The following is a 19062-nucleotide window of genomic DNA, read 5'->3' on the forward strand; positions in this document are numbered from 1 at the left end:
CCTCTGAAGAATTGGAGGATTAACAAATGACATTTCGCGGAGGAAGACCTGAGATCGGCAGGCGAACCCTTCTCAACGGAGCAATGCTCGTGGGCGTCACCGCAGCACTGTCCACCGGCGAGGTGCAGGCGACTCCCGCCTTTGCCGATGCGGGGACCGCGCCAGCCCCGTCTGGCCACTACCCGTCGAACTGGCCGGATCTCACGCCCTACGGTCTCGCCGATACGCGCATCGACCTCTGGCCCAGGGATGACAACTCCTTCCTCCTTCCACTCGAGCTCCGACCTCGTGACCAAGAACGCGGCAGGGTCTGGATCCGTGACCCGTACGTTAACTGCTTCAAGGTCAATGGGCGCCCCCTCTACGTGGCAACGGGAACGACCCGTGTCCCGGGCCTCGCCGCAGCCCAGCCTTGGAACGACGGCTTCTTCGTGTGGACGTCGCCGTCGCTCAACGGTCCGTGGCGGCTCGCCGACACGACGGGGATCCGGCCCAACGCTGAGAAGGGCAAGGTGTGGTCCCCTGAGTTCGCGGACGAGAACACCCCGGAGCGCACTGTCGTCGCTCCATGGCAGGAGTACTGGTACGACTCACAGTTCGGAAAGCGCGGCGAAGCCTGGGCTCCCGAGATCCACTACTTCCGCGGGCGCTGGTACATCGTCGGGTGCATGGGCGACCACTCGCAGAAGGTCGGATCCTTCCTCCTTGTCAGCGACGGAGGGGTCGAAGGCCCGTACCGCGTGGCAACCGGGAATATCGACAAGCCCTTCGGCGACTCGTTCATCGGCGGTCCAGCCTTCGTCAAGCCGGGGTCCTACTTCCACATCGACGGGAGCATGTACACCGAGGACGACGCCGCTTGGCTTGTGCTGCACAACAACCTCTACGCGCGTTTCCGGGACGACATGGAGGACATCGTTCCTAACACCCAGCTTCCGGCCTTCACGCAAACGCCCTATTCCCCCGAGCCGTACCTCGAGGGTGCGTACGTGTTCAACTACGGCGGAAAGTACTACCTGATGCAGGCGGCGTGGGACCGGGTTTCCACTGCCCCTGACGGCACGCAGCGGTACGCATACGACACGCCTGCCCCAGGACGGAGCCAATACCAGTACGACTTGGTCATGGCAGTCTCAGACCATTTCGAGGGACCCTACTCGCCCCGCTGGACAGCAGGGGTGGGCTGTGGCGGGAACAATGTCTTCGAGGACGAGAGCGGCCATCTCTGGACGACGTTCTTCCGGAACCCTGCTGCAGGCTATTGGGCTGACCCAACTCGCGCCGCCGATACCGCCGTCCCGGGGGTGGCCCGTCTGGAATGGACCGGCCCTGACGGCAACCGCCTCTACGTGAAGCGGCAGAACGTAGGCCACGCCGATCGTTCCCAGCAGTAGACAGACCGTTCCGTCTGCTATGCTTCAAGCACCATTTGTCCCCCTATACAGATGGTTTGCGAGCCGCCCCGGTCCCCCACCGGAGGCGGCTCGCTTCTTCCTGCGGAGCGGTCAGCGGACCCGGTCTCGCGGAGCGAGCCGCGCGTCACGGCGCCGCTGAGATGGCCGTCAGTCCACTTGGCTCTCGTCCGTCCGGTCGTCGTCCGGACGACGGCGCGACCACCGGAGCCCGGGCAGCGCCCCGAGCCTCAATTCCACCGGCTCCGGCAGCCTCCAACCCCGACGGCGGGCCACGAGGCTGACGGCCGAGCCGGTCACGATCGCAAGGCCAAAGCCCAGATTCTGCTGGCCGAGCGGATACAGCAGCGCCATCTCGGCGCTGCCGATGAGGGCTCCCGTGGCATAGAGCGTGTTGCCGCCGAAGATGGCAGGCAGGCGCCCGACGGCGATGTCCCGCACCATTCCGCCGCCCACGGCAGTCAGCAGACCCAGCAGCATAGCGGGCAGCCACCCCAGACCGACTCCGAGCGCTTTCGCCGTTCCAGTCGCCGACCAGCAGCCCAACGAGAGGGAGTCGACGACGAGGAGCACCCGCGTGGCCCAGACCCCGTCCAAACGCACGAGGAATGCCACGGCCGCTCCGAGCACTGCCGTCACAAGGTAGGCAGGGTTGGTCAGCGCCACCGGGAAGCCGTGCTGGAGCAGAGTGTCGCGCATCATTCCGCCGCCGAGCGCCGAGAGCACCGCGAGCACGAGGAACCCGATCGGGTCGAAGCGGAGCTGCCGCGCGACCGCACCCCCGAGGATGCCGTTGGCCAGCACGCCGACGAGGTCGACGACGTCGAACACTGCCGCCGCCTCGAACCCCACCCTTCACACCGCCTCTCACGCCCGATCAGTCTCGGGCCCCGAATCGACGTCGCGAGCCCGTCGTGCCCGAGGATACTCCCCCGCGGCTCTCACGGCCGGGCCTTCAGGACGGCGACCCTTCAAGAACGGGGAGTGCGTCCGAGCCGGATCAGTCCACGTCGCTCTCGACGGCAACCGGAGCGGGCTCGCGGCGGGCCTTAGCCCGCCGGCGGAGCGCCTCGATGCCGAGTGGGGCCACGGAGACTAGGACCAGGAGCGTGGCGAGGATGTCGATGTTCTTGGCGATGAATTCGACGTTGCCGAGCCACACTCCCACGAGGGCGACTGCGACCGTCCAAGTGGCGGCGCCGAGCACGTTCCATCCGAGGAACCGCTTGCGCGGGTACCGCGCCGCCCCTGCGACAAGGGGCGTGTAGGTCCGGGCCACCGGGACGAAGCGGGCCAAGGCGAGCGCGCGGCCGCCGTAACGGGCGAAGAAGGCCTCCGCGCTCTCGAGGTGCTTGAGCTTGAGGATGCGGGCGTCCTCGCGGAACCACCGGCGCCCGACGGCCTTTCCGATCAGGTAGCCGACCTCGTTCCCGGCGATCGCAGCCACGGCCGCGACCAGAACCAGCACCGGGAGCGGCAGCGGCAGGTGTGGGCCGAGGACACCGAGCGAGAAGAGAAGGGTGTCCCCGGGAAGGAATGGGAACAGGAGACCGGACTCGATGAACATGATGACCGCGACGATCCCGATCAGCCATGGACCCGAGCCGGACAGGAGTGAGGTCAGGTCAGGCATGGTCCGGGTCCTCCCGATAGGCGAAACGTCATCGTATCCATGGTGCACGGCGCCCTCTAAGACGGCTCTAAGAAGCCGCCGTCGCTCGTCTCAGGACTCGGCGGCAGGCTCGCCCCGTTCTTCGCGGCGCTCCCGCCGTGCCTTGCGGACCCGCCAGACGACGACGGCGATGATCGCCAGGACGACGATGACGGCGGTGACGTCGCGGCCCGCTGCTTTGGCGACGGCCTCATAGGAGGCCCCGGCGAGGAATCCGAGGAGCACGTAGCCAACACCCCAGACCAGGCCGCCGAGGGCGTTGAACGGCAGGAAGAGCAGGTAGCGCATCCGGGAGGCGCCGGCGAGAGCGGGCATGACGGCTCGGAAGAAGGCCACGAACCGGCCGAGGAACACAGCCCATCCTCCTCGTCGACGGAGGAAGTCCTGGGCGTTGTCGAGCTTGCGGCGGTGCTTGCGCAGGGGCTTCGAGTCCAAAAGGCGCGGGCCCAGGTGCTTGCCGACCTCGTACCCGACGGAGTCACCCGCGATCGCGGCGAGAACCACGAGCGGCGCCATGAGCCAGACACTGGCCTTCCCCTGAGAGGCAATCACGCCTCCCAGCACGGCAGCCGTCTCGCCCGGAATGACGAATCCGACGAACAGGGCGTCCTCCGCGAAGACGAAGACGAACACAAGCACGTATGCGAGCAGCGGAGGCATTCCCAAGATCACGTCGACGACAGCACCCATCGGCTCCTTCCTTTCTCCCCATCCCGTTTCAATACCCCGTTTCCTCCAAATTGCCCCAAGCCTGAACCCGGTTTTCAACCCCGCGAGGCAGGATGGTGCTCTGCAGCAATTCTCAGGAAGCGGGGAAGGGAAGGCGCATGACGATCGAACCCGCGAGCGCGGAACATCCCCCGAGCGAGCGGCGGAGGGGCGGCGGAGCCGTGGCGCACCTTGTGCTGGCCCTTGTGGCGCTTGTGCTGATCCTGGCGAGCCTGTACGCGGTCAGGACGCTGTCCCTGTTCGTGTCCCCGATGCTGTTCCTCGCCGCAATCTTCCTCGAAGTCGTGTTCATCGCGGTGCTCGTCTACGCGCTGCTGCGCGCCCTGACGAAGCCCTCGGCCATGCTCCGGTCCTTGGCAGCCTCGGCGTGGACGGGTCTCGAGTCGAACGAGTATGTCGTGCGCTTCCGCACGTCCCGCTCGCCGTGGGTGCGGTGGCTGAGGGACCGCTTCCGGGTCGACAGCCCCAGCGGGATCTGGCTCACTGCGACCGTCGTGGTCGCAGCAATCCCGTTCGGGAACTTCCTCAGCCTCGCGGTCCACGTGGTCACGCACGGGCCCCTCACCCAGGTGGATCAGCGGATCGCGAACCTGATGACCCTCGTCCGCACACCCGGGGAGACGTCCTTCTTCGCGGCCGCCACGATGTTCGCCAACGTCCAGACGCTGGTGCTGGCCACCGTCCTCGCCGTCGTCCTGCTGTGGTGGAAGCGCCGCCGCTTCCTCGCCGGAGCCGTCGTCGCCGTCGTGGTCGCGGACGAGGTGCTGTATTCGGTGGTCAAGGTGATCGTGCACAGGGCGCGCCCGGACGCCGCCTTGGCCCTGCTGATCGATACGTCCCCGAGCTTCCCCAGCGGCCACACGATGCGTGCCACCCTCGCCTACGGGATCATCGCCTATCTGCTGTTCAAGGCCTTCAAGTCCACGGGTGCGAAGGCGGCGACGGTTGCCTGCTACCTCTTGGCCGTGCTGCTGGTGGCCATGAGCCGGGTCTATCTCGGCGTCCATTGGGTCACCGACGTCTGGGGCAGCATGCTGCTCGGCAGCGCGATGCTCGCCGCCGCCGTCGGGACCCTCGAGATCGCCGCGCGCTTTCCTGTCATCCGAGGACGACGACGGCCGGTCGCCCCGGGGAGGCTGCTCGCCGTCGTCCCTGCTGCAGCGGTGGTCTTTGCCGTAATCAGCGCACCCCTGCTGATCCAGCCCCAAGCCCGCGCGGCTCCGTTGCACTCCCAGCCGCTGCGCTCGCTCGACGCTTCCTCGCTCGCCCGTCTGCCCGTCTACAGCGAGACCGTCACCGGGGACACGATGGAACCGGCCAGCTTCATCTTCGTCGGAACCCAAGACCAGCTCGTCCATGCGTTCGAAAGCCGCGGCTGGGACGAGGCCGACCGCTCAACCCTCGCGAACACCCTGCGGGCCTTCGCCGTCGGATTCCAGGGCGGCCAGTACCCGACAGCGCCCGTGACCCCCTCGTTCATGGCCTCCGAGCCGGAGGCGATCGCGTTCCAGAAGGCGACGGCTTCGAACACCCTGCGCCAACGCCACCACATCCGCATCTGGCGCAGCGGCTACACCGCTCCGGATGGCCGTCCCGTATGGGAAGCCACGGCGAGCTTCGACGACGGCATCGAGTTCGCGGGGGCCGCCAAGATCCCCACGCACCACATCGACCCCAACATCGATGCGGAACGGTCATTCATCATCGGGTCCCTCGGCTACCCCGACCACCTCATACCCTTCACCCATCCTCAGATGGGACACAACGGCAGCGGCGACGAGTTCTTCACGGACGGCAGAGCCGAACTCGTCACCCTCCAGTAGGCGCCCGCCCGGGCACGGTGTTTGGCGGAGGCCCAGTAGGGAACCGACATCGTTATGAGTGATAAGGAGACACTCGGCAGTCCGACGCCTGAGCCCGGAGCCGGCATCAGCCGGGATCCGGAGGAGTGGGTGACCGGAGACGAACCGATGACGGCCGCCCAGCGCAGCTATCTCGACACTCTGGCACGCGAGGCGGGCGAGGAACTTCCGGCGGACCTCACCAAGGCGCAGGCCTCGGAGCACATCGACCGGCTCCAGAACAAGAGCGGCAGACTGTCGCGGGACGCCGAGTCGTGAGATTCGACCCCAACACCCCAAAGCGGGATGGTCACAATGAGCGACGAACACAGCCTCAGCGAACTGCAGAACCTGCTGCTGGACAGCCCTGACATCAAGACATTCCTCACCAGCCTCTCTTCGGCGGCAGCGCGAAAACTCTCCTCGGACTTCCCGGTGCATTGCAGTGTCACGGTTGGCAAGGACGGGCGGCCGATGACCTTGGGCCTGAGCGATCAAGAGGCCCTCGAACTGGACAAGATCCAGTACAGCAGCCTCGAGGGCCCTTGCATGGAGGCCCTCCGCACGGGCCAGGTCTTCGACATCAGGGACATGCAGAGCGAAGAACGGTGGCCGCGATACGTGGAGGCCATGCGTGAGAGCGAGATCCGCAGCGTGCTCGGTGTCCCCATCCCTCTGAGGGGAGAGGCCAGCGCTTCGCTCAACAGCTATGCGGAAACCCCGGGCTCGTTTGGTGGCGAGACCCGGCAGGCCGCGCTCAGCTTCGCTGAATTCGCTTCGACGTCGGTGACCTTGGCGCTGCGCATTACGGCGGAATCCGAGCGGGCCTCCGACCTCGAGGCAGCCCTCGAGTCACGCACGGCGATCAACCTCGCCGCCGGCATCATCATGGCCCAGTCGCGCTGCACGTCCCAAGAGGCGATGGAGATCCTCAAACGAGCCTCCAACCAGCGCAACGTCAAGGTCCGCGACATTGCGTCATCGATCCTGCAAAGATTCGACGACCCAACCCCCGACACGCACTTCACGTAGCCGACTCCCCCGCTGCCCGATGTCTGCCCCACCCCAAGACGGGTAGTTCTCACCTAACAGCTCGGGAATGACGGGGATGGGATCACGATGGACGAGACGGCGCGCTTCGCCGAGGAATGTGCTGCGGGGCAGGTACGGAGAGATAACGGGATCAGCATGGCCGCGATCGGCGTGGTGGTCATGATGTTCGGGATTGTTGTCCCGGTGAGGCCTAACGTCACGGGTCTCATTGGCTTCGCCCTGATGGTGGCTGCCAGCTTCATGATCGCTTCGGGGAGACGGAAGATCCGCCGCGCCCTCGACGGGCTGGTCGGGGACCTGCAGCGCCACTGAACTTTCGATTCCGGCGGCGCTCCGCTTGGCACGCGAAGAATTCGGAACGGTACAGAAAAGGATTGGCATCACGATGGCCGAAACACCTGAGGGTCTCGACCTCAAACCCGGCCAGACCCTCGCCGTCACCGGAGCCGCCGGCACGCTGGGTCGTCAGGCCAGCTATTTCGCAGGCCCGGCTATTTCGCTGGTTCCTCCCGGAGATGTGCCTCCACGACGAGCCTGCCCAAACGGCGCCCGAGCTCGGCGGCGTCCTCGTCCCCTTCGGTGGACGAGACGATGGTGCCCTTGATGAGGGTCTGGAGCTCCGCGGCGAATTCCACGGGGTCTGAGATGCCCCGCTCGGCGGCAAAGCGGGCGAGGTCCTCGCGCAGCAGGGCTGAGTAGTGGATGCAGGCCTTCCCGAGCCGGTGCTCCGGCCCGAGTTCCATCAGCACGTGGATGAAGGACCTTGCCTCGGGGACGCGCGTGCGGAAGAGCTGGGCGTAGATGTCGAAGACCGCCAAGAGCGCCATGGGCCCGTCCCCCGCCGCCCGGACGGCTTCGGCAAGTTCGATCCGACGCTCTTGATACAGCCGTTCCAGATAGACCAGACCGAGCTCATCCTTCGAGGCAAAGTGCCGGTAGAAGCTCGCCTTCGCCACCTCCGAGCGGGCAAGAAGCTCCTCAATTCCCGTGTCCCGGACACCGTGCGCGGCATACAGCTCAAAGGCCGCGGCGAGAATCCGTTCCCGGACACTAGGCCGATCTTTGCGCCTTTGCTCGGCATTCATTCCGTCATCGTACGATACAGACCTGTCTGTCTACTTTCTATTTCCAAACGTCTGGCCACCCGCTTCGCGTTCGGCGGTCTGGCCGCACCGCTTGTTGGACGCGGGGGCGCTTACACCGTGCCCCCTCTGGGTATTGTTTCGGTTGTCTCCGTCGCGCTGGCGGTCGTTGCGATGGCCTCACTCGCCCTAGCCGCCAGCAAGACCAACGAAACAAGGAGAATCCTTTGCTCAACGTCAATGCCTACGCTGCCCCCACCTCTGATGCCCCGCTCGAGCCGGTGAGGATCACCCGCCGCGACGTGGGCCCCAAGGACGTGCTGATCGAGATCAAGTACGCCGGCATCTGCCACTCCGACATCCACACGGTCCGCGAGGAATGGGGTCCCATCCAGCACCCGCTCGTCGTCGGACACGAGATCGTGGGCCTGGTAGCCGAGGTCGGCTCTGAGGTGACGAAGCACGCCGTCGGCGACCGCGTCGGCGTCGGCTGCCTCGTCAACTCCTGCCGCGAATGCGAGAACTGCCTCGCCGGCGAGGAGCAGTACTGCCTCAACGGCAACGTCGGCACTTACGGCAGCGTCGACCGCGATGGCACCATCACTCAGGGCGGCTACTCGACGCATGTGGTGGTGGACGAGGACTTCGTCCTGCGCGTCCCCGAGTCCCTCGACTTTGCCGCCGCGGCCCCGCTCCTCTGCGCCGGGATCACGACCTACTCTCCCCTGCGCCACTGGGAGGCCGGGCCCGGGAAGCGGGTCGCCGTCGTCGGAATGGGCGGTCTCGGCCACATGGCCGTCAAGCTCGCCCACGCCATGGGCGCCGAGGTCACGGTGCTCTCGCGGAGCCTGTCGAAGAAGGACGACGGCCTGCGCCTTGGCGCGGACCACTACTTCGCGACCGAGGACGCGAAGACCTTCGAGGAGCTCAAGAACAGCTTCGACCTGATCGTCAACACCGTCTCGGCCCCGATCGACCTCGCCGCGTATCTCGGTCTCCTGCGCCGCAACGGCACCATGGTCAACGTCGGTGCCCCGGCCGAGCCGCTCCCCCTCACGGTCTTCACGCTCTTCCGCAACCGCCGCTCCTTCGCCGGTTCGAGCATCGGCGGGATCCGCGAGACCCAGGAGATGCTCGACTTCTGCGCCGAGCACGGCATCATCCCGGACACCGAGCTCATCGAGGCCTCCTACATCAATGAGGCCTGGAAGCGCGTCCTCTCCTCGGACGTCCGCTACCGCTTCGTCATCGACGCGGCGACGTTCGCCTAGAAGCGCCCCGAACGACGACGGCGGCCCCGCCAGAAGGCTCGGGCCGCCGTCGTCGTTTTCCGGTTTCCCCGCGAAAGCGCACGTTTCTTACGAGAACGCACCTTTGAACGCGGTGCAACGTGCGCTTTCGCAGCAAACGTGCGCCCTCGCGTGGGTGGGGCTCAGCCTCGGAACACCTTCTTCGCGACGCCCATCGCGGACATTGCCTTGGGCCACCCTGCATAGAACGCGAGGTGGGTGATCGCCTCGATGAGCTCCTCCTCGCTGACCCCGTTCTCCTTGGCCCGGGCGAGGTGGAACGTGAGCTGCTCGGTGTTGCCGCCGGCCAGGAGGGCGGCGACGGTGACGAGGCTCCGGTCGCGCGGAGACAGTTCGGGCCGCTCCCACACTTGGCCGAACAGGACGTCGTCGGTGTAGGAGACGAGGGCCGGAGCGAAGTCGCCGAACATCTTCTCGGCCCCCGAGGGCTCCCTCTCGGCGGATTCTTCAATCGTCATCTCAATTTCCCTTTCTTTGAGGAATCGCAGGATCTTTCAGGAATCGGCTCGCCCCGGCGGCGCAGAGGGCGACGGCGGCCGCGGCCAGGAGGCTCACGACGACGCCGCTCCGGAAGGTCGCCGGGTTCGCCAGCAGTGCTCCGAAGACGGCGACGGCGAGGGCTCCGCCGACTTGGCGGCTCGTGTGGAAGACCCCGCTCGCGGTTCCGGCGAGATGCTCGGGGACGCTGTTCAGCAGGACCCCGCTGATCGGCGGGATGACGAGCGGACCGCAGAGGCCGACGAGCACCATGAGGACGGAAAGGACCCACACCGGCACGCCCGGAGGAAGCACGGCTATCGCCGCCAGGCCCGTCGCGAGGGCGAAGAAGCCGAGGGTCATCAGACGTCTCGCGCCGAACCGTTCGACGATGCGCGCCACGAAGGGCGTGAGGCAGAACCCGATCAGCATCATCGGCAGGAACGCGATCCCGGTTGCGAACGAGGTCAGGCCGCGGTGCTGCTGGAGGTACAGGCTCATGACGAAGGGCAGCCCGTAATTGCCGACCATGAACGCGAACCCCGAGGTCGAGGCCACGAGTACGGTCCGGGATCGGACGAGTTCAGGCGGCACCATGGGGTGCCGTACGCGGGATTGGACGACGGCGAACGCGGCCAGGGCAACGACGCCGACCGCGAGCGCGGCCAGCACGTGCGGGGCCATGCCGACGGCGCCGGCCTCGATGATCCCGTAGGTGATGCCGCCCATGGCGAGCACCGCCGTCGTCTGTCCCGCCCAGTCGAAGGGCACCTCCCGGCGGGTAGACCGCCGAGCGCGGGCCAGGAGAATCAGGGCGACGATCCCCACGGGGAGGTTGACCAGGAAGATGAGCCTCCAGCTGACCAAGTTCAGCAAACCGCCGAGCACCGGGCCCGACGTCGAGGCAACAGCACCGCCCATCGCCCAGACGGCGACGGCGCGTGCACGCCGGATCGGGTCGGGGAACGCCTGGCCGATGAGGGCCATCGAGGCGGGCATCATCACTGCGGCGGCGGCGCCCTGGACGAACCGCGCCGCCACGAGGGCGCCGAGCCCGGGGGCGAGGCCGCAGGCCAGGGATGCCGCGACGAACACCGCCACCCCGACGCCGAAGGCTCGGCGCGCGCCAAGACGGTCAGAGAACGCGCCGGACGAAAGCAGGAGCGCGGCGAACGCGAGGGTGTAGCCGTCCACGATCCACTGGAGTCCGGTCATGCCGGCGCCCAGATCGGTGCGCATCGTCGGCAGCGCGACGTTGACGACGACGGCGTCCAGCGTGACGACGAAGAAGCCAAGGACGGACGCCATGAGGGTCGCGCGAGAGTGCAGGGCGTCCGCAACAGCGGACGGGGCGGGCGGCGCGGCGGGACTCCCGCTTTCCAAGGAGGTCTCCTCAGGTTGTTCTTAAGGGTCTAGACCCATAGAAGCCCGATCCGAGGAGGTCAGGAAGAGTCCCCCTATTACTGGTTCTGCCAGTACCCCCTTACTTGGGGGCTCGGCAGACGCGGAACAGGAGGTCCCAGCCAGAGGCCGCCGCCGGCGCCCGAGTTCCCCAACTCCCCAGCCGAGTTCCCCAACCACGACCTCATGCCGAGCGCGACACACCAGCAACTCCTGACGACACGCCGTCAGCTCGGCCAAAACAGATCCGGAAGCTGGGGATCCCGGCGGAACAGTCGGGGAGGACGGTGGAAAAGTTGGGGAGTCGGATCCCGCCCTGTGAAACCGGCGTAAAGTCCCGCTCACTCCACCGCGAGCGCCGAGAAGTCGATGAGGGGCTTTGCGTCAAAACATCGACAGGTGTAAATATTCACCTGTGTCTATGGATCTGGAGCTGACCCCGGTGCAGGTAGTCGCGTGCTGCTCACCCCTCGCCCGGGAGCCGTTGTCGGAGGAGGTGGCTGAGCAGGTCTCGCTCATGTTGAAGGCGCTCGGCGATCCCGTGCGGCTGCGGCTGATGTCGTTGGTCGCCTCACACGAGGGCGGGGAGGCGTGCGTCTGCGACCTCAACAACGCCTTCGACCTCTCGCAGCCCACCATCAGCCACCACCTCAAGATCCTGCACGAGTCCGGCCTCCTCGAGCGCGAGAAGCGCGGGGTCTGGGCGTACTACCGAGCCCGGACCGAGGTTCTCGAGAACCTCGCCGGCGTGATCGGCGGGGCTGCGAAGTGAGCCTGCTCGCCCGCCGCGCCACCGCCGAACTGGTCGGCACAGCGTTCCTGGTGATCGCCGTCGTCGGCTCCGGGATTATGGCCGCCCGGCTCTTCCCCACCGACACCGGGCTGGCCCTGCTCGAGAACAGCATCGCAACCGGCGCGGCACTCGCGGCCCTCATCGTGGCCCTCCAACCGGTCTCGGCGTCGTTCAACCCCGTGGTGACCCTCGTCGAGAAGGGCCTGGGCCTCGTGGACTGGCGCACGGCCGGGGCGCTCATCGTCGCGCAGTTCGTAGGCGGACTGCTCGGCACCGTGGTGGCCAACCTGATGTTCGGGCTTGACGCCGTGGCCCTCTCCTCCCACGCTCGAACGGGCCCGGGGCTGTGGCTGGGTGAAGTCGTGGCAACGGTGGGCCTGCTGCTCGTGGTGTTCGGAACGGTCCGCTCGGGACGCGCGGACCGGGTCGCGTTCGCCGTCGGCGGTTACATCGCTGCGGCCTACTGGTTCACGAGCTCAACAAGCTTCGCGAATCCGGCCGTGACCCTCGCGCGCACCCTTACGAATACCTTCGCGGGGATCGCGCCGGCCTCCGCGCCGTGGTTCGTCGTCTCCCAACTTGTGGGCGGGGCCTTGGGTTTCGTGCTCGTCCGCTATCTCTACCCCCTTGTTGCCACCCCTTCCTCCGATGCCAGCGGCGCCGCCGCGGCCGATCGAAAGGTCATCTCATGAGCCCAGATACCGCCGAAAGCCGGCCTTCCGTCCTGTTCGTCTGCGTCCACAACGCTGGCCGGTCCCAGATGGCAGCCGCCTACCTCAACCACCTCTCCGAGGGGCGGATCGAGGTCCGCTCCGCCGGATCCGAACCGGCGGAGAAGGTCAATCCGGCCGCCGTCGAGGCGATGCTCGAGGAGGGCATCGACATCCGCGACGAGACCCCGAAGATCCTCACCTCCGAGGCGGTGAAAGCTTCCGACGTCGTCATCACCATGGGCTGCGGCGACACCTGCCCTATCTTCCCTGGCAAGAGGTACGAGGACTGGGAACTCGAGGATCCGGCCGGCAAGGGCGTCGAAGCCGTCCGCCCGATCCGGGACGAGATCAAGGGCCGAATCCAGACCCTCATAGGCGAGCTGCTCCCCGGGGACGCCTGATCCAGCCCAGAAAGTTAAGTGGTACTAGGGCCGGATTCGAGTACCGGCAAGTGTTGGACCGTCCGGGGAGCCGTGGGAGCGTAGAAGCATGTTCCGGCTGGGCGGGGCAGGACCAACTGAATACGCCGAATATCTAACTGAATATCTGAATGAGGGCCTCTGAAGAAATGGGACTATGGGGGCCCTCATCGGCGTCCGCGGTCCGTTCCGTCCCTACGGCATCCGCGAGGCAACGTGAGCGATCTCCGGACCTGCGCTGCGAGCGCGGGGCATCGTCGTCGTCGGCTTCGGGCCCTTGACGGCCCTCATCGCGCGCCCCGGCCTCCTGGCACGAAGCGCGCGACCACCGCAGACAAAAACGCACCTAAGCCCAGTCGCTTCCGAGGACGTCTTTGAGCATCCTGCTTCGCGCTTCGGGCAGCGCACCACTGCGCTCCTCCGCCCTCTGCGCTTCCAGCCAGGCACCGAGCCACGACTCGGACGTTTCCTCCGCCTTCTTCTCGGGGACACGGCCGTGCCGTTCCCGGAAGTCGGCCAGTGCCCGAAGGATCCTGGCGAACTGGTCCTCAGGTTCCTTTGGCTCGGGCAGGCCGGTGATCTCCCTCGCCAGCCTCTGCCTCATCACTTCGTCCATCTGTCTCCCCCATCCGGAGCGCGCTTCAGGCGAAGCGCGGCTCATTCGCTCCCTGAGGCCGCTTCATCGGTCGCCGTCGGCGTGATTCCTGCCGAGTGGCGGGGGTGTTGGCCCCGGCGGCGGAAGAATCTCACCCATCCCGCCCACCACGTTCGGTGGCCACCGTGCCGGGAGAGCCGAGGGCTTTCATACCCTTCACTGCTGTCGAAGGTCATGGTCAACTGCCTCCTTGTGTTGTTGCGCCGCTTGGGTGGGCGGCGGCGGTGAGCGGACGACGACGTCCGGCCTCACCAGCCGCTTCCGGCGTGAGCCCGAGGGCGCCGGTGAGGGCTGGGCTGGGCTCTGCCCCTGTCTGCTTCAGGAACCGGTGGCGGAAGTCCTCGTGGACGAAGAAGGCCTCCTCCAGGTTGCCTGCGAGGACGAGCGCCCGGATGAGCAGTGCGTGGGAGGACTCGCGCAGTGGCTCGATAGCGGCCGAGCTTCGAGCCGCCACAGCGGCCGTTGCCGCGTCGTCGAGCAGCAGGCTGTACCGGGAAATGGCTTCGAGGGTGGCGAGGCGAAACAAGCGCACTAATTCGCGGTAGTACAGAGTCCAGCCCTCGGCCCATCCGGGGAGGAGTTCGGCGTCCCTCAGTTCGCCGATGAGTTCGGGAGCCGCGTAGACCAGCGCAGTCGGGCAGTCTGCCGCCCGCAGCAGTTCGGTGAGGTCCACCCGGACCTCGGGCGCGAGGGCGAGCCGTTCGTGGCCGTCGTCCAGGAGGCCGGGCATGCCGCGCTTGACTCTGGAGACCTCTGTCTCGAGCCGTTCCAGCGAGTCCTCGGGCGCCCGCCCGGGCAGGAGGAGCTCCACAATTGCTTCCAAGGAGGCCGGCCCGGCGAGGGTGACCCCGGCGACCAGACGCCTCGCGAATCCCCCGATGGAGACGGGCGTGCCGTCGCACACGAGTTCCCAGCGCCGCAGCAGCTGGACCTCCCATTTCGACACGTTCACACCCCTGTACCGGCGTCAGGCGCCTCACTCCCAATGCAGGGCCGCGATGGCGGCCCAGACACCAGTACAGACCAGACAGTTCCTTCTGTCCCGAGTGGTGGCTACGCGTCCTGAGCGGGGTGTCCACTCAGGCGGCGCTCGCTCATGTACTCAGGAGTGGGGTGCGGAACACGGACGGCTACTCGAAAGAGAACGGACGACGGCGGGATGTCCGGCTTGTTCAGGGAGGCGGCGCACGTGCCATGAACCCGGGCAACGGAAGGGCGTAACGAGAGGAGCCCCACGATCACAGATCGCGGGGCTCCTCTTAAGGAAGGCAGCCTGATTCGGCTGCCTCGGTCACTGTGGGGTCACAGGCCGGCAAGAAGGTTGTTGAGGACCTGGGTCAGGCCCTGAAGGCCGTGGCCGTTGTCCAGGAGACCCGCCACGCTGCACAGCAGGTTGCCGAGCAGGTTGCCAGGACCGGGCTGCGCAGTGATGTTGAGGTTCACCTGGTTCAGATCGACGACAAGGCCGAGCAGGTCGAGGTGAAGTGGCCCGAGTGTCAGGCTCAGTACGTTGCACGCGCCGCTAGTGGTGGCGTTCGTAACGGTCGAGGTGACGGGCGAATTCGTGATCTGCGTGACCGCCCCCGTGGCGGAGGTCAGCGTTCCGTTGAAGACACCTTGGACAACGAGCTGCCCGTTCTGGGCGAGGAACTGGGTCGGCGTGAACGTGCCGGCGAGGGTGCTTCCGTCGGAAAGGAGCTGATTGATCGTCACCGGAGCGATGGTGGCGGGCGCTGCCTGGGCAGGGCTAGAGACGGAGGGTGCCGCGGCGGACACAGGTTCTGCCGCGTTCGATGCTGCTGCGGCCGAGACCATGAACGCCCCCGAAAGCGCAACGGTCAAGACTGGAGCGAGAAGCTTTGTCTTCTTCATCTTGGATCTACCTCCCATAGATCAGCCGGAGAACGTCCGAAGCCGCTACCCGACCTCAATCTGTGACTGCGGGGCTCTCCCGCATTCCACGCAGATACCCGCGGCGAGAGACCGTAATCACATCCGCGACTCCAGAGTTGGAGAAGTGGACACGGCTGGGAGGAGACGTGGTCAGAATGAGAAAGCCTCGCGATTGGAGCAGGAGACTCCTTATCTCGATTCGAGAAGGGACAGCACTCCCTCTGTAAGGTCGAAGACCGGCGTGTGCTTGCGGCCGAGAGCGGCAAACTCCCAGCCGGCCGAGATCCACTCGTCGCCGGGGAGCACGTTGCGAGCATCCACAATCTTCCTCGCCGGCGTCAAGTCGGGCGAACTGCGACGTCGAGAGTGGGTGAGTCCCGGACGTCATCGCTGTTCGGCTTGAAGGCGGCGCCGAATCGGCCAGCTCGCCCACTTCCTCCTAGGAGGTCGTGAACCCGCTGGCAATATGCCGACTGAGAAGTTCAGCCGGGTCAGGTTCGAAGGAGGAACTTCGTAGGCCGCGAGCAACGCCATCTTGAGCCGGGTCCGTGTCGAGCCCGATAACCTCATGCCCGAGTTGGGGAAGACGGCGGCGTGCGTGGGACCAAATAGCCGACGCCGACGATGCTCAACCTTCATGGATCCCCCGACCACAAGGCGCGAGGGTTGACAATCTAGTCAAAAACCATCAAGAGCGGACCCGGGTAACGCAATTTCAAAACGGACGATTTTTAAAACATGCTCCTCATAGGAGCCTTATTGCCGACTAACGCCAACGGCCCGGAGTTCGATGAACTCCGGGCCGTTGGAAATCCGCTGAATTACGCGCTGTGGCGCTGGCGGCGAACGAAGGTCAGAGTACCGACGATCGCGGCACCGAGAACAAGCGCCCCGGCCCCGATCCAGATCATGAGCATCGGGAGCGTGGCTCCGGTGTTGGCGAGGTTGCTACCGCTGTTAGCGAGGTTGTTTGCAGTGCCCGCATTAGCCACATTTCCACTAGCGGGAACGATCGTGATCGATGCGGTCCCGACGTTGCCCGACGTAAGACCCGTGGCGGTCAGGGTGTACGTGCCGGAAGCGTTGGTCGGGAACGTCACGTTCACCGAGAGGGCTCCGGTCGAGGAAGCCTGCTTCGTGAAGGTGGTCAGGACCGCGGCCTTGACGGCAGAAAGCGTCACGCCCGTGTTGCCGCTGACCGAAACGGCCACCGATTCGCTTGGGGCAAAAGAGCCAGAAGCGAAGTTGACAGTGACGGTACCGCCGGGAACAGCAGTGCCTGTCACTGTGACGTTGTTGTTCGGAACATAGCCGGCTGCGTTAGCCGCGCTGGGCGCAGCAAGGAATGCCAGGACGGCGAAGGACAGCACTGCGAGGGCTTTTTTCAACATGATAAGGTTCCCCAAGTCTTTGTGATCGATAGTTGAATATGAGATCGGCGACAGCCCCCGACTCAGTACTCTACGGTGACGTTAGCGTACTACAGCTTGACACGAAAGTGACAACGCCGAAACCGTCGGATTGTTAACTGAAGGTGTCGAGATCACGTCCGGTTTGGGTTGTGCACCGGGTCCGCCGAGAAATTGGAACGTCAGGGTTACGCTCTGCCCGGGCGAAAGAACGACGGCGGTCTGAGCAACCGGATACCCAGAGTCCATGTCCCGATGAACGTTGACCGGCTCGCCGTTCTGCAAAGAGCCGAGATAGATCGCCGATGGCGGGGCATAGACGTTGACCTGGGTTTTGACGTCCCCGGGGGGAACACCGTACACGCCGCCGCCGGTCACGTAGTCAGGGAGGGAGGTGGCCGCGTTCGCAGGTGCCGCGTTCGTCAGAGTCACCTCAACCCGCCAGTTAGGCCGTCCATCAGCACGGCACATCACGCCCCCTACCTTGTACGACTCGCGGAGGTAGTAATCCATCTTGGCGCCCGTTGCGTCATTGAGATATACGCCAAAGACGCCGTGAGAGGGCATCTGCTCCGGCAAGGATCCAGAGAGGTTCCCCGCCGTGATTGCGTCTTGCTCGCTTTGATTGGGACTCCAAGCGAGCAAGCGATGCTCTGCAGCCGCGCGCGTCAGCGCATCAAGCATTGCCCTCGGCTGGAAGCTACCCATTGCGACTTTTGAGAAGACGGCCGCAGCGGCTGTAGCGAAGAAGTCGTCCTTCTCTTGGACCGAGCTGTACTTAGAGTAAGCGTCGCTCAAGAGAAGTTCGACTGCATTACTACTGTCCAGAGTCTCGCCAGTAGCGAGGTGCACCGGGCCCGTCGCCTGGAGGAGATAGCTCAGCGCCACTGGGTCAAGGGAAAGGACGCCGTCGGTATGGTCTCCGAAGCGCTGCTTCCACATCTCCGAGGCCAATCGGGCAGTCAATGGGAACTGTGGAGTTAGGTTTACATCTTGAAAGTACTCGCCCAAGATCGGCCCGTAGAGACCTTTGGCCGGATCCGCTAGGGGAAGCACCGGTTGCTGAAACGCGGGGAACCCCTTCGCCTCGGTCTGCCGACCGAGTGTGATGTGTCCGTTGTCAATGTGGACCTCCGCTGCGGCTCCTGGGATACCTCCGGTAGCACGCAGTTCCGCGTTGTTTTGGAACAACACCAAATACGTGCGCGGTCCGCTGCTCCCCAGCGCGGACGGAAGAACTCTCGTCACAGTGTCCGCTGTCGAAACTTGCTGAGCGGCTTTGCCTAGCACCGATTTGAATCGCTCAACGCCTCCGCTAACCTGCGGAATTGTCCCGAATCCAGACTTGAGTCGAGCCACTTCGGAGTAGGCGCTTTGGAGTACACTATCTGCTTTGACCACGGCAGGCCTCGCCGCCGATAGTGCTTGAAGGTCCACAGCGCCTTGGACGGGCTTGATCGTCGAAGGACTGATATTTCCCGCAGCATCGGAAAGCGGAAGCACTGCGCCGTGCGTGACCTCGCCCAGGATGCCAGCCAGTTGCGAGACAGTTGAGAAATTCGTCCCAACGAAGGGAAGAAGTCCAGCAGCTCGCCAGACCGGGTCACTCACGAAACCCTGTGCAGCATCCACATGGACAGCCAGCTGCTTCGCGCTGTCGCGCGCCTCGCTTGTCTGTCCTGCGGCAATGTGGGCCTCGACCACCTTGGCCACCTGCTCAGACGCGGTTATCTCCCGTTGGGCCAGGAAGGCACGGACACCCAACCACACGGCACAGGCAATAACAACGAGAGCGACGAGTGTGCCCGCCACCACCCATAGCCGTCTCTTCATCGTTCGGAGGACCATAGCCCAAAAGCACTGACGCGAAGGACCTGATCGGTGCTCCATTGACGCGGTTCTAGAGGATGAACCAGGACAGCAGAGTGCCGCCAGTTTCCGACGGCGCGCTGCAACCATGGAACGCGGCACTCTTCTCCATGCAGACTGTCCCTTCCCCTAGGGAAAACATATTCCTCACAACCAAGACACTGAGCCCAGTCATCATACGGGCATCCGTAGTGGGATGACAGACGATGAAATTACCCGAAACATACGGACACTGCGCAAGACTACTACTGAGGTCTTTCATGACAGACTATGCTATGCGGCTGGCCAACCGGTGATAACCTTCAGTCGTACGTCCAGAGGTCCTGAGGGAACG

The 19062-nt window shown here is 65.4% G+C and carries 21 protein-coding genes and 1 pseudogene; 9 read left to right on the top strand and 13 right to left on the bottom strand.

Annotated elements, in window-relative coordinates; genetic code table 11:
• Positions 1–26: 26 nt before the first annotated feature.
• Positions 27–1394 (top strand): family 43 glycosylhydrolase, encoded by a 1368-nt coding sequence (locus tag L0M17_RS17725; protein ID WP_241055724.1) that lies wholly within the window; start codon positions 27–29, stop codon positions 1392–1394.
• A 168-nt stretch (positions 1395–1562) separates the two neighbouring features.
• On the opposite strand, the gene L0M17_RS22765 is transcribed toward L0M17_RS17725, so the two are convergent.
• The 3 genes from L0M17_RS22765 to L0M17_RS17740 all read right to left on the bottom strand — a co-directional run bounded on the left by L0M17_RS22765 (position 1563) and on the right by L0M17_RS17740 (position 3774).
• Positions 1563–2264, bottom strand: coding sequence for a trimeric intracellular cation channel family protein (locus L0M17_RS22765; protein WP_241055725.1), 702 nt, complete (start codon positions 2262–2264; stop codon positions 1563–1565).
• Between the two features lie 148 nt (positions 2265–2412).
• Positions 2413–3045, bottom strand: coding sequence for a DedA family protein (locus L0M17_RS17735; RefSeq protein ID WP_241055726.1), 633 nt, complete (start codon positions 3043–3045; stop codon positions 2413–2415).
• A 90-nt stretch (positions 3046–3135) separates the two neighbouring features.
• Positions 3136–3774, bottom strand: coding sequence for a DedA family protein (locus L0M17_RS17740; protein WP_241055727.1), 639 nt, complete (start codon positions 3772–3774; stop codon positions 3136–3138).
• Positions 3775–3911: 137 nt separating this feature from the next.
• Between L0M17_RS17740 and L0M17_RS17745 the strand changes: the two genes are divergently transcribed.
• From L0M17_RS17745 to L0M17_RS17760, 4 genes are all read left to right on the top strand, one after another.
• Positions 3912–5636: an LssY C-terminal domain-containing protein gene (locus tag L0M17_RS17745; protein ID WP_241055728.1), complete on the top strand. Its 1725-nt coding sequence runs from the start codon at positions 3912–3914 to the stop codon at positions 5634–5636.
• Between the two features lie 54 nt (positions 5637–5690).
• Entirely contained in the window at positions 5691–5933 is a 243-nt protein-coding gene (locus L0M17_RS17750; protein ID WP_241055729.1) for a DUF3072 domain-containing protein, read from the top strand.
• Between the two features lie 36 nt (positions 5934–5969).
• A complete protein-coding gene (locus L0M17_RS17755; RefSeq protein WP_241055730.1) occupies positions 5970–6686 on the top strand; it encodes a GAF and ANTAR domain-containing protein in 717 nt (238 codons plus the stop codon).
• An 87-nt stretch (positions 6687–6773) separates the two neighbouring features.
• Complete coding sequence (locus L0M17_RS17760; RefSeq protein ID WP_241055731.1) at positions 6774–7019, top strand: hypothetical protein; 246 nt, start codon at positions 6774–6776, stop codon at positions 7017–7019.
• A 179-nt stretch (positions 7020–7198) separates the two neighbouring features.
• Here the strand turns inward: L0M17_RS17760 and L0M17_RS17765 are convergent, their stop codons facing one another.
• Positions 7199–7792, bottom strand: coding sequence for a TetR/AcrR family transcriptional regulator (locus tag L0M17_RS17765; RefSeq protein ID WP_241055732.1), 594 nt, complete (start codon positions 7790–7792; stop codon positions 7199–7201).
• A 224-nt stretch (positions 7793–8016) separates the two neighbouring features.
• On the opposite strand from L0M17_RS17765, the gene L0M17_RS17770 reads away from it, so the two are divergent.
• Positions 8017–9060, top strand: a complete 1044-nt coding sequence (locus tag L0M17_RS17770) for an NAD(P)-dependent alcohol dehydrogenase (protein ID WP_241055733.1) — start codon at positions 8017–8019, stop codon at positions 9058–9060.
• A gap of 161 nt (positions 9061–9221) precedes the next feature.
• Here the strand turns inward: L0M17_RS17770 and L0M17_RS17775 are convergent, their stop codons facing one another.
• Together L0M17_RS17775 and L0M17_RS17780 are read right to left on the bottom strand one after the other, a co-directional pair.
• Positions 9222–9557: a carboxymuconolactone decarboxylase family protein gene (locus L0M17_RS17775; protein ID WP_241055734.1), complete on the bottom strand. Its 336-nt coding sequence runs from the start codon at positions 9555–9557 to the stop codon at positions 9222–9224.
• Between the two features lies 1 nt (position 9558).
• Positions 9559–10959 carry an MFS transporter gene (locus tag L0M17_RS17780; protein WP_241055735.1) on the bottom strand — a complete coding sequence of 467 codons (1401 nt, stop codon included), beginning with the start codon at positions 10957–10959 and terminating at the stop codon, positions 9559–9561.
• A 439-nt stretch (positions 10960–11398) separates the two neighbouring features.
• Here L0M17_RS17780 and L0M17_RS17785 point away from each other — a divergent pair, with 439 nt between their 5' ends.
• Genes L0M17_RS17785 through L0M17_RS17795 form a run of 3 tightly spaced genes read left to right on the top strand, consistent with a single transcriptional unit; the run spans position 11399 to position 12884 of the window.
• Positions 11399–11749, top strand: a complete 351-nt coding sequence (locus L0M17_RS17785) for an ArsR/SmtB family transcription factor (protein ID WP_241056496.1) — start codon at positions 11399–11401, stop codon at positions 11747–11749.
• Positions 11746–12462, top strand: a complete 717-nt coding sequence (locus L0M17_RS17790; protein ID WP_241055736.1) for an aquaporin — start codon at positions 11746–11748, stop codon at positions 12460–12462. Before L0M17_RS17785 ends, L0M17_RS17790 begins: the two co-directional genes overlap by 4 nt.
• Positions 12459–12884, top strand: a complete 426-nt coding sequence (locus tag L0M17_RS17795) for an arsenate reductase ArsC (RefSeq protein ID WP_241055737.1) — start codon at positions 12459–12461, stop codon at positions 12882–12884. The genes L0M17_RS17790 and L0M17_RS17795 overlap by 4 nt, the downstream gene beginning before the upstream one ends.
• Before the next feature lie 364 nt (positions 12885–13248).
• On the opposite strand, the gene L0M17_RS17800 is transcribed toward L0M17_RS17795, so the two are convergent.
• The 7 genes and pseudogenes from L0M17_RS17800 to L0M17_RS17825 all read right to left on the bottom strand — a co-directional run bounded on the left by L0M17_RS17800 (position 13249) and on the right by L0M17_RS17825 (position 18671).
• Positions 13249–13506 (bottom strand): helicase associated domain-containing protein, encoded by a 258-nt coding sequence (locus tag L0M17_RS17800; protein ID WP_241055738.1) that lies wholly within the window; start codon positions 13504–13506, stop codon positions 13249–13251.
• 229 nt (positions 13507–13735) lie between these two features.
• Positions 13736–14503 (bottom strand): AfsR/SARP family transcriptional regulator, encoded by a 768-nt coding sequence (locus tag L0M17_RS17805; protein ID WP_241055739.1) that lies wholly within the window; start codon positions 14501–14503, stop codon positions 13736–13738.
• Positions 14504–14859: 356 nt separating this feature from the next.
• Positions 14860–15429, bottom strand: coding sequence for an ABC transporter substrate-binding protein (locus L0M17_RS17810; protein WP_241055740.1), 570 nt, complete (start codon positions 15427–15429; stop codon positions 14860–14862).
• A gap of 210 nt (positions 15430–15639) precedes the next feature.
• Entirely contained in the window at positions 15640–15771 is a 132-nt protein-coding gene (locus L0M17_RS22770) for a hypothetical protein (RefSeq protein ID WP_308196896.1), read from the bottom strand.
• 26 nt (positions 15772–15797) lie between these two features.
• Positions 15798–15899 (bottom strand): annotated as a pseudogene (locus L0M17_RS22990) (nucleotide sugar dehydrogenase); the annotation flags it as partial.
• A 372-nt stretch (positions 15900–16271) separates the two neighbouring features.
• Entirely contained in the window at positions 16272–16841 is a 570-nt protein-coding gene (locus L0M17_RS17820) for a hypothetical protein (protein ID WP_241055741.1), read from the bottom strand.
• Positions 16842–16922: 81 nt separating this feature from the next.
• Complete coding sequence (locus L0M17_RS17825; protein WP_241055742.1) at positions 16923–18671, bottom strand: DUF4012 domain-containing protein; 1749 nt, start codon at positions 18669–18671, stop codon at positions 16923–16925.
• Positions 18672–19062: the final 391 nt, after the last annotated feature.

The sequence above is a fragment of the Sinomonas terrae genome (assembly GCF_022539255.1).
Lineage (GTDB): Bacteria > Actinomycetota > Actinomycetes > Actinomycetales > Micrococcaceae > Sinomonas > Sinomonas terrae.

Excerpts from the sequence above, each read along its gene's own strand:
- L0M17_RS17725 (WP_241055724.1), top strand. The coding sequence starts at position 27 with ATGACATTTCGCGGAGGAAGACCTGAGATCGGCAGGCGAACCCTTCTC.
- L0M17_RS17735 (WP_241055726.1), bottom strand. The coding sequence starts at position 3,045 with ATGCCTGACCTGACCTCACTCCTGTCCGGCTCGGGTCCATGGCTGATC.
- L0M17_RS17740 (WP_241055727.1), bottom strand. The coding sequence starts at position 3,774 with ATGGGTGCTGTCGTCGACGTGATCTTGGGAATGCCTCCGCTGCTCGCA.
- L0M17_RS17745 (WP_241055728.1), top strand. The coding sequence starts at position 3,912 with ATGACGATCGAACCCGCGAGCGCGGAACATCCCCCGAGCGAGCGGCGG.
- L0M17_RS17750 (WP_241055729.1), top strand. The coding sequence starts at position 5,691 with ATGAGTGATAAGGAGACACTCGGCAGTCCGACGCCTGAGCCCGGAGCC.
- L0M17_RS17755 (WP_241055730.1), top strand. The coding sequence starts at position 5,970 with ATGAGCGACGAACACAGCCTCAGCGAACTGCAGAACCTGCTGCTGGAC.
- L0M17_RS17760 (WP_241055731.1), top strand. The coding sequence starts at position 6,774 with ATGGACGAGACGGCGCGCTTCGCCGAGGAATGTGCTGCGGGGCAGGTA.
- L0M17_RS17765 (WP_241055732.1), bottom strand. The coding sequence starts at position 7,792 with ATGAATGCCGAGCAAAGGCGCAAAGATCGGCCTAGTGTCCGGGAACGG.
- L0M17_RS17775 (WP_241055734.1), bottom strand. The coding sequence starts at position 9,557 with ATGACGATTGAAGAATCCGCCGAGAGGGAGCCCTCGGGGGCCGAGAAG.
- L0M17_RS17785 (WP_241056496.1), top strand. The coding sequence starts at position 11,399 with ATGGATCTGGAGCTGACCCCGGTGCAGGTAGTCGCGTGCTGCTCACCC.
- L0M17_RS17795 (WP_241055737.1), top strand. The coding sequence starts at position 12,459 with ATGAGCCCAGATACCGCCGAAAGCCGGCCTTCCGTCCTGTTCGTCTGC.
- L0M17_RS17800 (WP_241055738.1), bottom strand. The coding sequence starts at position 13,506 with ATGAGGCAGAGGCTGGCGAGGGAGATCACCGGCCTGCCCGAGCCAAAG.
- L0M17_RS17810 (WP_241055740.1), bottom strand. The coding sequence starts at position 15,429 with ATGAAGAAGACAAAGCTTCTCGCTCCAGTCTTGACCGTTGCGCTTTCG.
- L0M17_RS17820 (WP_241055741.1), bottom strand. The coding sequence starts at position 16,841 with ATGTTGAAAAAAGCCCTCGCAGTGCTGTCCTTCGCCGTCCTGGCATTC.